Origin of the sequence: Clostridium sp., from assembly GCF_051278035.1 — a bacterium.
GTDB lineage: Bacteria > Bacillota > Clostridia > Clostridiales > Clostridiaceae > Clostridium_AD.
In genome coordinates this window covers 1-15,040 of sequence record NZ_JBNMNU010000108.1, presented here as the reverse complement: position 1 = coordinate 15,040, position 15,040 = coordinate 1, and the positions used below count along the sequence as shown (strand labels likewise).

At 32.6% G+C, this 15,040-nt stretch carries 13 protein-coding genes, 5 tRNA genes and 1 pseudogene; 16 read left to right on the top strand and 3 right to left on the bottom strand.

The features are described 5' to 3' along the window. Together ACJAX4_RS15455 and ACJAX4_RS15450 are read left to right on the top strand one after the other, a co-directional pair. Window positions 1–252 (top strand): annotated as a pseudogene (locus ACJAX4_RS15455) (polysaccharide deacetylase); the annotation flags it as partial. Between the two features lie 199 nt (window positions 253–451). Next, window positions 452–1,144, top strand: coding sequence for a single-stranded DNA-binding protein (locus tag ACJAX4_RS15450; RefSeq protein ID WP_435790345.1), 693 nt, complete (start codon window positions 452–454; stop codon window positions 1,142–1,144). Between the two features lie 144 nt (window positions 1,145–1,288). Here ACJAX4_RS15450 and dapD read toward each other — a convergent pair whose 3' ends face one another. Then, window positions 1,289–1,999 (bottom strand): 2,3,4,5-tetrahydropyridine-2,6-dicarboxylate N-acetyltransferase, encoded by a 711-nt coding sequence (dapD, locus tag ACJAX4_RS15445; RefSeq protein ID WP_435790344.1) that lies wholly within the window; start codon window positions 1,997–1,999, stop codon window positions 1,289–1,291. A 250-nt stretch (window positions 2,000–2,249) separates the two neighbouring features. On the opposite strand from dapD, the gene ACJAX4_RS15440 reads away from it, so the two are divergent. Continuing rightward, on the top strand, window positions 2,250–3,407 hold the full coding sequence (locus ACJAX4_RS15440; RefSeq protein ID WP_435790343.1) for an aminotransferase class I/II-fold pyridoxal phosphate-dependent enzyme: 1,158 nt from the start codon (window positions 2,250–2,252) through the stop codon (window positions 3,405–3,407). A gap of 76 nt (window positions 3,408–3,483) precedes the next feature. Here ACJAX4_RS15440 and dapB read toward each other — a convergent pair whose 3' ends face one another. After that, entirely contained in the window at window positions 3,484–4,233 is a 750-nt protein-coding gene (gene dapB, locus ACJAX4_RS15435) for a 4-hydroxy-tetrahydrodipicolinate reductase (protein WP_435790342.1), read from the bottom strand. Beyond that, a complete protein-coding gene (dapA, locus tag ACJAX4_RS15430) occupies window positions 4,230–5,126 on the bottom strand; it encodes a 4-hydroxy-tetrahydrodipicolinate synthase (RefSeq protein ID WP_435790341.1) in 897 nt (298 codons plus the stop codon). The genes dapB and dapA overlap by 4 nt, the downstream gene beginning before the upstream one ends. A 749-nt stretch (window positions 5,127–5,875) precedes the next feature. On the opposite strand from dapA, the gene ACJAX4_RS15425 reads away from it, so the two are divergent. The 13 genes from ACJAX4_RS15425 to ACJAX4_RS15365 all read left to right on the top strand — a co-directional run bounded on the left by ACJAX4_RS15425 (window position 5,876) and on the right by ACJAX4_RS15365 (window position 15,014). Continuing rightward, a complete protein-coding gene (locus ACJAX4_RS15425; RefSeq protein ID WP_435790340.1) occupies window positions 5,876–7,705 on the top strand; it encodes a peptide ABC transporter substrate-binding protein in 1,830 nt (609 codons plus the stop codon). A gap of 118 nt (window positions 7,706–7,823) precedes the next feature. After that, entirely contained in the window at window positions 7,824–8,753 is a 930-nt protein-coding gene (locus tag ACJAX4_RS15420; RefSeq protein ID WP_435790339.1) for an ABC transporter permease, read from the top strand. Window positions 8,754–8,757: 4 nt separating this feature from the next. After that, complete coding sequence (locus ACJAX4_RS15415) at window positions 8,758–10,041, top strand: ABC transporter permease (protein ID WP_435790338.1); 1,284 nt, start codon at window positions 8,758–8,760, stop codon at window positions 10,039–10,041. A 12-nt stretch (window positions 10,042–10,053) separates the two neighbouring features. Then, window positions 10,054–11,106, top strand: coding sequence for an ABC transporter ATP-binding protein (locus ACJAX4_RS15410; protein WP_435790337.1), 1,053 nt, complete (start codon window positions 10,054–10,056; stop codon window positions 11,104–11,106). A gap of 1 nt (window position 11,107) precedes the next feature. Beyond that, the gene (locus ACJAX4_RS15405; protein ID WP_435790336.1) at window positions 11,108–12,100 is read left to right on the top strand and encodes an ABC transporter ATP-binding protein; all 993 of its coding nucleotides are present in this window, start codon (window positions 11,108–11,110) and stop codon (window positions 12,098–12,100) included. A gap of 196 nt (window positions 12,101–12,296) precedes the next feature. Then, entirely contained in the window at window positions 12,297–12,536 is a 240-nt protein-coding gene (locus ACJAX4_RS15400) for a small, acid-soluble spore protein, alpha/beta type (RefSeq protein WP_435790335.1), read from the top strand. Between the two features lie 147 nt (window positions 12,537–12,683). Next, entirely contained in the window at window positions 12,684–13,421 is a 738-nt protein-coding gene (locus ACJAX4_RS15395) for a class I SAM-dependent DNA methyltransferase (protein WP_435790334.1), read from the top strand. A gap of 26 nt (window positions 13,422–13,447) precedes the next feature. Then, window positions 13,448–14,329 carry an Hsp33 family molecular chaperone HslO gene (gene hslO / locus ACJAX4_RS15390; RefSeq protein WP_435790333.1) on the top strand — a complete coding sequence of 294 codons (882 nt, stop codon included), beginning with the start codon at window positions 13,448–13,450 and terminating at the stop codon, window positions 14,327–14,329. 269 nt (window positions 14,330–14,598) lie between these two features. Then, a tRNA-Val gene (locus ACJAX4_RS15385) sits at window positions 14,599–14,674 on the top strand. A 5-nt stretch (window positions 14,675–14,679) separates the two neighbouring features. Further along, window positions 14,680–14,756: transfer RNA gene (locus ACJAX4_RS15380), tRNA-Asp, on the top strand. Window positions 14,757–14,770: 14 nt separating this feature from the next. After that, window positions 14,771–14,846 (top strand) — tRNA-Phe (locus ACJAX4_RS15375). Between the two features lie 5 nt (window positions 14,847–14,851). Beyond that, window positions 14,852–14,926, top strand: a tRNA-Gly gene (locus tag ACJAX4_RS15370). 13 nt (window positions 14,927–14,939) lie between these two features. Continuing rightward, window positions 14,940–15,014: transfer RNA gene (locus ACJAX4_RS15365), tRNA-Cys, on the top strand. The last annotated feature ends 26 nt before the right edge of the window (window positions 15,015–15,040 follow it).

Genomic DNA, 15,040 nt, shown 5'->3' with positions numbered 1-15,040 from the left:
TGCATTCAATGGGATGTAGATAGCATTGATTGGAAAGAACAAGGGGCAGAAATTGAGTATAAAAGAATAGTAGAAAAGACTAAACCTGGATCAATACTTTTATTTCACAATAATGCAAAATATACACCCGAAAATTTGCCTAAAATTTTAGATTATTTAAAAGCAGAAGGCTTTGAATTTGTGAGGATATCGGACCTTATATACAAAGATAATTACTATATAGATGTGGCAGGAAAACAAATACAAAAATAAATATTAAATATATTGGTATTTATTATATATTTGTATTTATCATGAATTTGTATTATAATGTAAATACCAATTAGTTATAATTTTGGCAAATTTCATAAGAACAAAATTATTTCATTAATAGGTATATTACATTAGAAAACTGAATACTTATATTCTAAGGAAGGCTTATTAAAAAAAACTAAGGGAAAGAGGGGTTATAATGGATAATGTTATGTTAAATAACAAGATTTATTTAGAAGGAAAGATTGTATCTGAACTAAAATTTAGTCATGAAATGTATGGGGAAGGGTTTTATGTATTTGATTTTGAGGTTTGGAGACTAAGCGAAACAACGGATATTCTAACTATAACGATTTCGGAGAGATTGATTGCAGGTATTGATATTAAAATAGGAAATGAATTTATAATTGAAGGGCAGCTTAGATCATATAACAAATTTGTTGATGGATCTAATAGATTAATTTTAACTGTATTTGCTAGAGATATAAAAGTTTGTGAAGAGCGCAGTAAAAATCCGAATCAAATATTTTTAGATGGATTTATTTGTAAAAGCCCGATATATAGGACAACTCCTTTTGGAAGGGAAATAGCGGATATGTTACTTGCGGTTAATAGATTATATAATAAATCTGATTATATACCTACAATTGCTTGGGGGAGAAATTCAAGATTTTGTAAAAGCCTTGAAGTAGGAGATAATATAAGAATTTGGGGAAGACTTCAAAGTAGAGAATACCAAAAGAAATTATCAGAGGATGAAGTTATAAAAAAAATTGCCTATGAAGTATCTATATCTAAAATGGAGAAAGTTACTAAAGAGGGAGAGAACGTAGATGAATCAGATATGGTGATTGATGATGAACATAATTTTGACGCGCTAGACGCCATATAGTTCCACTTTCCGTACATTCCATTCTTTATACACAATAAAGAGCAAGTATTACGTAAAGTGCATCCGAATAAGCTTTAGTAATTGTTGGTAATTTACAATTACTTAGCGAAGTGAGATGCAGTTGTAGTAATACTTGCTCTTTTATTAACCTCTTAAATCATTCAACAGTTTTGTTTTTTCTTTAGTACCAGTATCAACATCTTTAATTATTTTTGCTGGAGCTCCAGCAACTACAACATTTTCAGGTACGTCATTAACAACTACAGATCCTGCTGCAATTACAGAATTATTTCCGATTTTCACACCTTCGAGTATTACAGCATTTGCTCCAATTAGTACATTATCACCAATTTCACAAGGGCTTTTGCTTGGCGGTTCAAGAACGCCAGCCACTACGGCACCTGCACCCAAATGAACTCTTTTACCAAGTTTTCCTCTTGCACCAATCACAGCATTCATATCTATCATAGTTTCATCGCCAATTTCAGCACCTATATTAATTACAGCACCCATCATTATAACAGCATTTTTTCCTATGGTAACCTTATCGCGTATAATTGCACCCGGTTCAATCCTTGCGTCAATATTTTTCATGTCTATTAGTGGAATAGCAGAGTTACGTCTATCTTGTTCGAGTTTAAATTTTTTGATCTTGTCTTTATACTTTATTAGAAAATCTGATACTTCTGTACTTTCACCAAAAAGTATATAAAAACTTCCGCCACCAAAATTTTCTATATTTCCAAATTGGCATTGTGATAAATCTCCATCGATATAGAGTTTAAGTGGAGTAGCTTTTTTAGCTTCTTTTATGTACCTTGCAATTTCATATGGGTCTGTTAAATCATAGTTCATAGTTATTCTCCTTTCATATTATAAGTATTAAGTGAAATTATTGTTTTTATGCATTTAATTTCTATTGATTCTTAAATTATAACAATTTATATCAATAAAACTAAGTAATTTATAATGCATATAGCAAAATTAATATAATTTTAACATAGATATTATTATTATTCTATAAAAGTTTTGAGAATTACTGATTTTTATGCTTTTTTATAGTAAAATGTTAATAATTCAAAAGCTTAAGTAAAGGATGGTAATTATGGATAATGTATTTTCAAATAATGTGTGTGATGTAGAAATTTCAGGAATTAGAAAATTTTTTAATAAAGTTACAAATGTTCCCGGGGCAATTTCACTGACACTAGGTCAACCTGATTTTCCTGTGCCAGAAAATATTAAAAAGGCTATGGTCGCGGCTATTGATGAAAATAAAACGGGGTACACTTCAAATGCTGGCATTTCCGAACTTAGAAGTGAGATTTCTAAGTTTTTATATGGCACAGGCATTAACTATTCAGCCGATGAAACAATTGTTACAGTTGGTGGAAGTGAGGCACTGCTATGTACATTTGCAGCATTTTTAAACCAGGGCGATAAAGTTCTGGTGCCGTCACCAGCTTATCCAGCTTACGAGAGTTGTGTAAAACTTTTCGGAGCAGAGGTAGTTAATTATAACCTTAATAGCGATTTTACTATTAATTTTGATGAATTGAAAAAACTTATTGAAGAGGAAGATCCCAAGCTTTTAGTTATGTCTTATCCTTCAAACCCCACTGGTGCGGCATTATCTTGCGAAGAACGAGATAAACTTTTTGAAATTTTAAAGGAAAAAAACATCTATATAATAAGTGATGAGATATACAGTTCATTATGCTATGAAAAATACTACTCTTTAGCCCAAATTAGTGAACTACGGGATAGAGTGATTTTGGTGGGCGGATTTTCTAAAATGTTTTCAATGACTGGTCTTAGAGTAGGATATGTTTGTGCTAGCAAGTATATAATGGATAATATAATCAAAGTACACCAGTATAATGTTTCTTGTGCAGCATCAATATCCCAATGGGGTGCATATGAGGGACTGGTTTCCTGTATGAATGATGTGGTCATTATGAAAGCGGAATTTGAAAAACGGAAAGAATATGTTTATAAAAGATTGATAGAAATGGGTATGGATGTATCTAGCCCAAGGGGAGCGTTTTATATATTCCCTTCTATAGAAAAATATTCTATGAAAAGTGAAGAATTTTGCGATAGACTATTATATGAAGGTAAGGTTGCTGTGGTTCCAGGCTCAGCTTTTGGCGTAGGAGGAGAAGGATTTATAAGGATTTCATATTCCTATAGTTTAGAGATGCTAACGGAAGGTTTAGACAGAATGGAACAATGGATTAAAACTTTAGACATAACTGAGTAAATTAGAATTATTTGCATAAAAAAATCAACCTTCAAAGTACTTTGTACTCTAGAGGTTGATTTTCTATTCTAAAAGGTTACATATTAACTACATCGTCCATGTTGTATAAACCAGTATCTTTTTTGTATATATATTCACAGGCTTTAAGTGCGCCTACTGCAAAAACCTCTCTTGATATTGCGGTATGCTTAATTTCAATACATTCTCCTTTGCCTGCAAATATGATTTCGTGATCACCAATAATATTTCCACCTCTTATAGCATGAATTCCTATTTCTTTGGAGTCTCTCTTGCTTATGCCGTCGCGGCCATTGACGAAATGGGTTTCCTCTTCAATAGAATCCTTAATTGTATTTGCAAGAAGTAGAGCGGTACCACTAGGAGCATCTACTTTTTGATTATGATGTTTTTCAATTATCTCAATGTCAAAATCTTTGTAAAGCATATTACTTATGCTTTTGAGTATATTGTTAACGATATTTATGCCTATAGACATACTTGATGAATGAAATACCGCGATTTCATTACTAAGAGAATTGATCTTGGATAAATCTTCATCTGTATAACCAGTAGTGCAGAACACAATAGGAATATTTTTATCTTTTGAATATTTACATAGTGAATCTAAAGCCTCTGGTCTTGAAAAATCTAAAATAACATCGATGTCATCTTTACAATCATTTATATTGTTATAGCATGGATAGTTTAAATTTGAGGAATTCTTATCAACACCAGCAACAACTAAAATAGTTGTTGATGATTTAGCCATTTCAGAAATAAATTTACCCATTTTACCATTACAACCATTTATAAGTATCTTAATCATTTTAGTTCCTCCTTTAAAGGTATATTGTATGCTTTTAACTCTTTCTTTAGTATATTTAAATTATACTCTTCCATTTCACAGAGTGGTAGTCTTAAAGGACCCACCTCCATGCCCATAAGGTTCATAGCTGTTTTTACAGGTATAGGATTAGTTTCTGAGAATAGTGAATTATTGAGCGCAATATACTTAAGTTGAATGTTTAGAGCTTCTTCATGTTCACCTTTCAAATATAGTTCACACATGTTGTGAATATCTGTAGGGATTATATTTGCCACAACAGATATAACGCCGATACCGCCTAAGGAAAGAATAGGTATAACTTGGTCATCGTTACCTGAATATATATCTAAATTATCACCACACAGTGCTTTAATTTGTACTATTTGACTTATATTGCCGCTGGCTTCTTTTATTGCTACAATATTTTGTATTGCACATAATTTTAAAAGTGTAGGTGGATTAATATTAAGACCTGTTCTTGAAGGAACGTTGTATATTATTATTGGTGAAGTTACACTACTAGCAATTGCACTAAAATGCTCAACTAAGCCCTTTTGAGTGGTTTTATTGTAGTAAGGCGTAATTACAAGAAGTCCGTCGACACCTATCTTTTCTGCCCATTTACTCATATTTATTGAAGCGGCAGTGTCGTTACTTCCAGTACCTGCAATTACTGGAATTCTTTTATTAACTACGTCAACTACAAATTTTATAGTCTCTTTTTTTTCTTGATCTGACATAGTAGAAGCTTCTCCAGTAGTGCCACATACTATAATAGAATCTGTTTTGGAGTTAATGTGCCATTCTATTAATTCCTCAAGCTTTTTAAAATTTACTCCTCTCTCATTAAATGGAGTGACTATTGCAACACCAGAACCTTTGAAAATATGCATAAAATTACCTCCGTGTATTTATATAGAATGACTAACAATTGTTAGTATTTATTCCATATAAACTATTTTTTTATATTACTATATATTTATTAATTGATATTAGTATTAGTGAAACATTTTTTTATACTAATGTATAATCATTTTAAATAATACATATGATATCACTAATGTTTTTCTTTATTTTATTATTATAACATAGAAGCACTAAGCAAAAATATATATACTTTCTAAAAAAAACAATCTAAATTGACCAAAATACAATTTGCAAGGTAATATTCAAGACATAATTGAATATGAATTAATAAGATGATTATTATTTTGTTCTAAGTATATTTTATAACAACTATAGTTTGTTTATTATGCTAGATTTATACAAGTATTTTTTTGTAAAAGTATTAAGACATACCAAGTTACATCGCTTCTATTCAATTAAAAGAATAAATATGCAGTAATCGGGAATTTATAAGTGAAGTAATTAGTGATTGAAAACCATGCTTTAGCTGTATAAAGTGAATGAATTCATTGACAATTTTAAAATTACATGATAATATAAAAAAAATTAGTTTAATAATTTGTACAATTGCAAGTGGAAACAATTAATAATTCACTTATTAATTAATTTATTATATTGTAAACTCTTCTTCAAACAGAATAAATTTACAAAGGATAAATAAAATTTATCCTTTTGTAATTTAGATATATCAAAGTAATAATTGCTTATATTTACTAAAATAAGGGGGGAACATATAATGAAAAAGAAAAAATTATTAGCGTCTTTGGTAGTAGCTTTGTTTGTATCTACAACTGTACTTGCTGGATGTAGTAAAAAAACAGATGAGGTAAAGAAAGGGGACAATGTACCACAGGTTTTGAATTATTATTCTACAGATGAACCAGAAACTTTGGATCCACAACAGATGACGGGTACAGTCGAATTCCAAATTGCAAATATGTATATGGAAAGTTTAGTTCGTTTTGGTAAAGAAGAAGGTAAATATGAACCGGGAGTTGCATCGAAGTGGAGTTTAGATGAAACAACTAATACTTATACTTTTGAACTTAACAAAGATGCAAAATGGGCTGATGGAACTGTTGTTACCGCTAAGGATTTCTTCTTTGGATGGAAACTAGCACTTGACGGAAACAGTCAATATGGATTTTTGATCACTGATTACATTAAAGGAGCTGCAGACTATGCAGATTTCACTAGCGAATCTTACTATGCTTCAAAAGATGCAAAATTCAAAGCTTTAGTTGATAGCCGCGATGATGAGTCAGATAAAGACAAAAAAGCAGTTCTGACTTCTAAGGTTGCTGATGCATTTAAGTTAATGCCAGCCGATATGATGACAGCATTTGATACTAAGAAAGCAGATTTATGGTCAAAGGTTGGAATTGCAGAAAAAGATGGAAATATTGAAATTTCACTTTCAAAAGTAGTACCATATTTTGTAGGATTAACTGCTAATTTTGTATTTGCCCCAGTTAATGAGGAGTTTTACAAAGCTCATCCAAGTGACTACGCTCTTGAAGCGTCAGGATTAAACAGTAATGGAGTATGGAAAATTACAGAATGGAAACATAAAGATAGCTTTACACTAGAAAAAAATCCTAATTATTGGAATAAAGATAATATAAAAATTGATACCGTCAAACTAAAAGTTGTTAATGATGTTGCTACAAGAACAAATCTTTTAAAGACAGGAGCTTTAGACGGTTCCGCAATCCAAGCTAATGATTTGAAGGATTTTCAAGATAAAGCAGTGCTTGATCAAAATGGACTACAAGAATTAATTAATAAGCCTGATTATTCTGTGTTTTATCTTGAATTTAACTTATTTAACAATAAAATAACACAAAATCTTAATGTAAGAAAAGCTATATCCTTCGCACAAGATCGTAAGGGTTTAGTAGATAGTGTTACAATAGGGGATGAGCCTGCACTTTCAGTAGTTCCAAATTTCTTCCCAGGTCTTGATAAGGCCTTCCGTGAGGAAACTGATGCAACTTTAATTGAAGATCATAATGTAGATAAGGCTAAAGAAGCTTTAGCACTAGGACTTAAAGAATTAAAACTTGATAAATTACCAATACTAGATGTTTTAATAGATCAGTCAGATACTTCTAAAAAACAAGGTGAAAAATTACAAGCAGATTTAAAAGCTATTGGGATTGATATTAAACTTGTACCAGTTGCATGGGGTGATAAATTATCTAGACTTAAAGATGGAGACTTTGGTATTTGCGGTAGTGGTTGGGGACCAGATTATATGGATCCAATGACATACTTAGATCTATTTGAATCCACTAATGGAAACAATCATGGTAAGTACAATAATCCAGCTTTTGATAAATTAATTCAAAATGCTAAAAATGAAGCAGATCCAAAAGTTAGAATGGGTTACTTATATGATGCTGAAAAAATCCTAATGAACGATATGGCTATTGTACCAAAATACTTTAGGATAGTTCATTATACTTTTAAAAATTACCTAAGTGACGTAGTTACTAGAGGTGCAGGTCCAGCTGTAGATTTCTATTGGGCTAATGTAGATATGTCAGCAAAAAATGCAAAGTAATCTAAGTAGTTTTAATAATTAATAAATAAGGGAGGGTATATGTTTTAACGTATACCCTTCTTTATGTAAATAGGCAATTGAGGTAATTTGTATTTTTCTACATAAAGGAGGTAAAAGGATGGTTAGATTTATTATTAAAAGAGTATTTTTTGCAATTATAACAATGTTTTGTATAGCAACTATAACTTTTGCGTTAATGAAAGCGTTGCCTGGAGATCCTTTTCATAATCCAAAGATGGAGCCAGAATTACGACAAGCTTTATTACAAAAATACGGGTTAGATCTTCCTGTTTCTCAGCAATATATTAAATATATGAATAACTTAGTTCATGGAGATCTTGGACTATCTTATAAATATCTTAATCGGCCAGTAGCTCAAGTAATAAAAAATAGTTTTCCAAAGTCATTTGCTTTGGGTTGGAGGGCTATGTTATATTCTTCTTTTTTTGGAGTGCTTTTGGGGGTTATTGCAGCCCTTAAACATCAAAAAGCGGCGGATTATATTGTAATACTTGTAGCGATTATAGGTGTATCTGTTCCAAGCATTGTTATGGGGCCACTGCTTGCCTACTATTTTGGAGTGACTTTAGGTTGGCTTCCGGTTACCGTAACTAGTAGTCCACTTTCTATGATTTTGCCATCATTTGCTTTGGGGCTTGGTACTTTGGCTTTTGTAGCTAGATTAATGCGTTCAACTACTCTTGAAGTACTTGGTCAAGATTATATACAGACTGCAAAATCCAAAGGTCTTTCAACTACTAAAATTATATGGGGTCACGTAATTCGTAATGCTATAATGCCTGTTATATCGATACTTGGACCATTGTTTGCAATGATAATAACGGGATCTATTGTTATAGAGAAGGTTTTTGCTGTTGCAGGACTTGGCGAATATTTTGTATCTACCATTGTAGACCAGGATTACTCTATGACTATGGGCATAACACTGTTCTATGCGGTACTAATAATATTTTGCCTTCTTATGGTTGATATAGCATATGGACTAATAGATCCAAGACTTAGAGTATCGAAAAAAGGGGGTAAATAGCCAAATGGACAAAATAGAAAAGGAGCAATTCGAAATTGTTGGTAAAAACCTCGAAGCTGCGCAGAGCATAAAACGCCCTAGTATGTCATATTTACAAGATTCATACAGAAGATTAAAAAAGAGTAAGCCATCTATAATATCCTTTTGGGTATTAGTATTATTAATTATTTTGGCGCTGGTTGGTCCAGTAATTTCAAAACAACTATATGGACATAATTATAGAAGGCAAGAATTAGGTTTAAAAGACCAAACCTCTATCCTTTCAAATCAGAGGAGTTTAAAATTATATTCTAATTCTATGTTTGATTATAAAAAGTATAGACCTAACCTTAGAAAGACTAAATTGAAATTTACTAGTGCTAAACTGAAAGAAGAAGGTGGAAAGTTAGGGTTTATTGTTGGTGATGAATCTGAAGCGTCCTACCAAGGCGACAAAAAAGAGTATAAGTTAGAGATAACAACAACTACAGAAGATGATTGGGATTCAATTGTAGATAAATTGAATGTTGAAGGTGAAAAGCTCTTAAAAGAAGATCCTGATTTTAGAGGAGTCACTTTCAAAAAAAGTTTCGGTAGTTTAGTTGTAGAAACAAGTGGTGATAAAAGATTCAATAGCAAATATTGGCTTGGAACTGATGACCTTGGCCGTGATTTATGGACTAGGTTATGGGAAGGCACAAGGGTTTCGTTCCTTATTGCAGTATCATCAGTTCTGTTTACAGGGCTATTTGGAGTTGTATATGGAGGAATATCTGGGTATCTTGGTGGAATGGCAGATAATGTAATGAGTAGAATTATTGAAATTCTTATGGTTATCCCATCTTTGCTATATATAATGTTATTATCCATTATAATGACGCCGGGTATTTTTACTATTACCCTTGTTCTTGCATGTACAGGATGGCTTACAACTGCAGTTTTGGTTCGTGGAGAAGTTTTAAGATTAAAACAAAGTGAATATGTACTCGCATCACAAACTTTAGGTGCAAATTCAAGCAGAGTTATTTTTAAGCATTTGATACCCAATACTATGGGTCCAATAATAGTTAATATGACAATGATGATTCCAAGAATGATTTTTGCAGAAGCATTTTTAAGTTTCATCGGGCTCGGTGTACCAGCACCATATGCATCACTAGGAGTTCTAGTTAATGATGGAGCAAAGATTTTTTATCAATATCCACACTTACTTATAATACCTGCATTTGTACTTTGTTTAATTATGCTTGCATTTAATATACTTGGTGATGGTCTAAGGGATGCACTTGATCCTAAATTAAGGAAATAGGAGGTTACACACATGAAAAAGAAAATATTAGAAGTTGAAAATTTGCAAGTTTCTTTTGATACTTATGCAGGTGAGGTTCAAGCAGTTCGTGGCGTTTCCTTTGACTTATTTGAAGGAGAGACTTTAGCTATTGTTGGAGAATCCGGTTGTGGGAAGTCTGTAACTGCAAAATCTATAATGAGGCTAAACCCAGAACCGCCTGCACGTTTTAAAAGTGGTAAAATTATCTTTAATGGTGAAGATATAGTTACTAAGACAGATAAGGAAATGAGGGGGATTAGAGGTAAAGAAATCGGTATGATATTTCAGGACCCAATGACTTCTCTTAATCCTACAATGACAATTGGAAAGCAAATATTAGAAGGACTTATGAGTCATAAAAGCGATATTACAAAAGCCGAAGCCGATAAAAAAGTAATTGATATGTTAAAGCTCGTTCAAATACCAAATGCAGAACGACGAGTAAACGAATATCCGCATCAGTTTTCTGGTGGAATGCGTCAGCGTGCTATGATCGCAATAGCACTTGTTTGTAATCCTAAGCTTCTTATCGCGGATGAACCCACAACAGCTTTGGATGTTACAATTCAAGCTCAAATACTGGAACTTATGAAGGATTTACAAAAAACTATAAATACCTCTATTATAATGATTACTCATGATTTGGGCGTTGTTGCTAATGTTTCACATAGAGTAGTAGTTATGTATGGAGGGAAAATCGTAGAGTATGCAGATACTGAGGAATTATATTATAATCCAAAACATCCATATACTTGGGGGCTTTTAAGTTCAGTACCAAGAGTAGATGTTATTAAGACCGGCAATAAATTATCTTCAATAGAAGGTACACCACCAGACTTATTTTCTCCTCCAACTGGATGTCCATTTGCAGATAGATGTGAATATTCAATGAAAATTTGTAGAGAAAAAATGCCTCCGAGCTTCATTATTAGTGAGGGACATGGTTCTGCTTGTTGGTTAAGTCATCCTGATGCACCCAAGGTAGAAGCTCCTGTTATTTTTAAAGGGAAAAAAGAATCTATTGAAAAAGAAGGTGACAATTAAAATGGCGGAATTAGATAAAAGAGAAATACTTCTTAGTGTGAAAAACTTAAAGAAATACTTTTATGCTGGTAAAAATCAATATTTAAAAGCTGTTGATGATGTAAGTTTTGATATTTATAAAGGTGAAACACTAGGTCTGGTAGGAGAATCAGGCTGTGGGAAATCAACCTGTGGACGAACTATTTTAAGAATATATGAGGCTACAGGAGGTACTGTAGAGTTTGAAGGTAAATCTGTTCATAAGCTAAAAGGAAAGGATTTAAAGGACTATAATAGACGTGCACAAATGATTTTTCAAGATCCATATGCTTCTTTAAATCCTAGAATGCTTGTATCTGATATTGTTGCAGAAGGTATTGATATTCATAAGCTTAGTTTTGGAAAAGAAAGAAAAGAAAGAATTGATGAGCTGTTAAATTTGGTTGGACTTAATAAGGAACATGCAAATAGATTTCCACATGAATTTAGTGGTGGACAGAGGCAGAGAATAGGGATTGCTCGTGCCCTTGCAGTCGATTCTGATTTTATAGTATGTGATGAACCTATATCAGCCTTAGATGTTTCTGTTCAAGCTCAAGTAGTTAATTTACTTCAAGAGTTACAAAAAGATTATAATTTAACATTTTTGTTTATTGCCCATGACCTTTCAATGGTTAGATATATTTCAGACAGAGTGTGCGTAATGTATCTTGGGGCGCTTGCAGAAGTTGCTAAAAGTGATGAGTTATACGAAAAACCACTTCATCCTTATACTCAGGCATTGTTATCATCTATTCCAAGACCGGATCCAGTGCTTGAAAGGACTAGACAAAGAATAATGCTTGAAGGTGATGTTCCTAGCCCTATAAACCCTCCTAATGGATGTAAATTTGTTGATAGGTGTAATAAGGCTATGGATATGTGTAGAGAAAATAAGCCTGAGATGCTAGAGATAGAACCAGAACATTTTGTTGCATGTCATTTATATGATAATAAGGTGAACTTAAAAAAATAACTCTTAATATTTTGAAATATTTAATAGAAAAAATGAATTCATTAGTGGGGTAATAAACATTACCCCACTATATTTTTTTGGAAGAAAAGTATGGCGTATTTATCTTTTTTATTATGAATAAAAAAGTACTTAATTGTAAAAAATAATAATGATATTAAAATCTTAAAAAATATGTATTACAATTAGGAGGGATTTCATGGGTAAAACACCTTTAAAAAAGGTTATAAAAGCTAAATTAAAAACAAACAAAGAGCTTACTTTAAATGAAACTATTCGCGAAACTTTAAAATACGAAATAGCAGAAGAACTAGGATTAACAGACAAAATACAGGACTATGGGTGGAGTGGACTTACAGCAGAGGAAACAGGTAGAATAGGGGGGTTAATGACAAAACGAAAAAAAACAATAAATCTTCCTAGAAACGAGGATTTTTAAAACACTTGTTCAAAATAGTTTATACGAAATATTTTATATGAATGCTTTATATAAATTATTTTGGACAATAGCTGGTGTATAGGTTAGAATATTATATACCGCTGTAGTTTTAAAAAGTGATTTGTTTGAAAAAGGAGAAATGCTAGTATGGATTGTTATAAAGAGTTCGCTCATATATATGATAGATTAATAAATTCTGATATTGATTATAAGACATGGGCTTTAAACATATTGTCTATCTGCAGTGAAAATAATATCGATTACGATAGCTATTTAGATTTAGCCTGTGGAACTGGAAATCTTACTATGGAAATTGCAAGTAAATTTAAACATATATGGGCAGTGGATTTATCATCTGACATGTTAAGTGAAGCAGAGAGGAAAATGAGAGAAACAGGTATGAGTGCAAAATTTATATGCCAAGACATTTGCTTACTTAATTTAAATAATACCTTTAATCTCATAACTTGTTGTTTGGATTCTAGTAATTATATTTTAGAAAAAGAAAATTTCAAGAAGTATTTATTAGGCGCATATAATCTATTAAAAGATGATGGCTTATTTATCTTTGACATTAATTCTTATTATAAACTTACAAATGTGCTTGGTAATAATACTTATAATTATGATTCGGATGATGTAGTGTACATGTGGGAGAATTGTTTAGAAAATGATGTTGTAGATATGAATTTAATATTTTTTGTGAAAGAAGGACAAGTATATAGACGCTTTGATGAGCATCATGCAGAAAGAGCTTACAGTGAAGAGTATGTAGAAAATGTTTTAAAAGAAATAGGATTTCAGGTGATTAAAAAAATAGACAACTACGAGAATAAGATAGTGGAAAGGAATACAGAGAGAATATGTTATGTGCTAAAGAAGTGAAATAATAGGTTATAGGAGGGATATACATGGATAAATTAGTTAGAGCTACTGCGAAGGATGGTCAAGTTAGAATAATTGCAGCCATAACTACGGATTTAGTAAATGAGGGAGTTACCATGCAAAAGTGTGCTCCAACAGCCGCTGCAGCTTTGGGAAGGATGCTTACAGCGGGTGTTCTTATGGGGACCATGTTAAAGTCCGAGGGGGATAGCATAACGATCCAAATAAATGGCGGAGGAGAAGCGAAAGGAGTGCTCGCAACTTCCCATGCAGATTCAACAGTGAAAGGATACATAGGTAACCCAAATATAGATTTACCGGCTAATAGCAAGGGGAAACTAGACGTAAGTGGTGCAATAGGTGTGGATGGTTATTTAAGGGTTATAAGAGATTTGGGGTTAAAGGAACCATATGTAGGCCAGGTGCCGATTAGCACAGGGGAAATTGGCGATGATTTGGCATATTACTTCACTGTTTCAGAGCAAACTCCTTCAGCAGTTGGACTTGGGGTTTTAGTTGATACGGACATGAGCATTAAAGCTTCAGGTGGATTTATAATCCAAATGATGCCTGGTGCAGATGAGTTTTTAGCTGATATAATAACCTATAGACTGGAAGAAATTCCATCTATAACTGAGTTCATAGAAAAAGGGATGAATATTGAAGAAATATTAGAATTTATTTTTGAAGATATGCAGCTTAAAATACATGAAGAAATTGTACCCATGTATAAATGTGATTGTTGTAGAGAAAGAGTTGAGAGGGCACTTATAAGCATAGGTAAAAAGGATCTAGAAGAAATATATAATGATGGTAAAACGGAAGAAATTAAATGCCATTTTTGTAATAAGAATTATGAATTTGATCATGAAGATATCGGACAATTATTGAAATATGTAAATTCATAAATCAAATATATTTATAGCAATATATGCGTGTGTTACCACATCTTTCAAAGTGGTGTAATATAGAGTAAATCTTATAATTGTGGAGCATAAGTGAAATAGGTATGAATACTCACTATTATTTGCTATTGACAACTGTGACAAAGTCTTATAATATAGTAATGTACTCATTGGAAAAAAAGTAAACATTTAATAAAAAAACACTTAAGTAATAAAAGTGTTGACAAGATTTATTAGATAGTATATACTGTTAAAGTCTGATGGATACATGTGGGAGCATAGCTCAGCTGGGAGAGCATCTGCCTTACAAGCAGAGGGTCACAGGTTCGAACCCTGTTGTTCCCACCACATATGGCCCAGTAGCTCAATTGGTTAGAGTGCCGCCCTGTCACGGCGGAGGTCGACGGTTCGAGTCCGTTCTGGGTCGCCATTTTAAATTTATAAGGCTGGATAGCTCAGTCGGTAGAGCAGAGGACTGAAAATCCTCGTGTCCCTGGTTCGATTCCTGGTCTAGCCACCAATGTTGCGGGAGTGGCTCAGTGGTAGAGCGTCACCTTGCCAAGGTGAACGTCGCGAGTTCGAATCTCGTCTTCCGCTCCACAATTTCAATAATGGCGCTATAGCCAAGCGGTAAGGTCAAGGTCTGCAAAACCTTTATTCCCCGGTTCAAATCCGGGTGGCGCCTCCAAAACAAAGAAAAACAGTCTAAATACT

Bases quoted from the DNA above. Each gene is read 5' to 3' on its own strand.
- ACJAX4_RS15450 (WP_435790345.1), top strand. From the start codon at position 452: ATGGATAATGTTATGTTAAATAACAAGATTTATTTAGAAGGAAAGATT.
- dapD (WP_435790344.1), bottom strand. From the start codon at position 1,999: ATGAACTATGATTTAACAGACCCATATGAAATTGCAAGGTACATAAAA.
- ACJAX4_RS15440 (WP_435790343.1), top strand. From the start codon at position 2,250: ATGGATAATGTATTTTCAAATAATGTGTGTGATGTAGAAATTTCAGGA.
- dapB (WP_435790342.1), bottom strand. From the start codon at position 4,233: ATGATTAAGATACTTATAAATGGTTGTAATGGTAAAATGGGTAAATTT.
- dapA (WP_435790341.1), bottom strand. From the start codon at position 5,126: ATGCATATTTTCAAAGGTTCTGGTGTTGCAATAGTCACTCCATTTAAT.
- ACJAX4_RS15425 (WP_435790340.1), top strand. From the start codon at position 5,876: ATGAAAAAGAAAAAATTATTAGCGTCTTTGGTAGTAGCTTTGTTTGTA.
- ACJAX4_RS15420 (WP_435790339.1), top strand. From the start codon at position 7,824: ATGGTTAGATTTATTATTAAAAGAGTATTTTTTGCAATTATAACAATG.
- ACJAX4_RS15415 (WP_435790338.1), top strand. From the start codon at position 8,758: ATGGACAAAATAGAAAAGGAGCAATTCGAAATTGTTGGTAAAAACCTC.
- ACJAX4_RS15410 (WP_435790337.1), top strand. From the start codon at position 10,054: ATGAAAAAGAAAATATTAGAAGTTGAAAATTTGCAAGTTTCTTTTGAT.
- ACJAX4_RS15405 (WP_435790336.1), top strand. From the start codon at position 11,108: ATGGCGGAATTAGATAAAAGAGAAATACTTCTTAGTGTGAAAAACTTA.
- ACJAX4_RS15400 (WP_435790335.1), top strand. From the start codon at position 12,297: ATGGGTAAAACACCTTTAAAAAAGGTTATAAAAGCTAAATTAAAAACA.
- ACJAX4_RS15395 (WP_435790334.1), top strand. From the start codon at position 12,684: ATGGATTGTTATAAAGAGTTCGCTCATATATATGATAGATTAATAAAT.
- hslO (WP_435790333.1), top strand. From the start codon at position 13,448: ATGGATAAATTAGTTAGAGCTACTGCGAAGGATGGTCAAGTTAGAATA.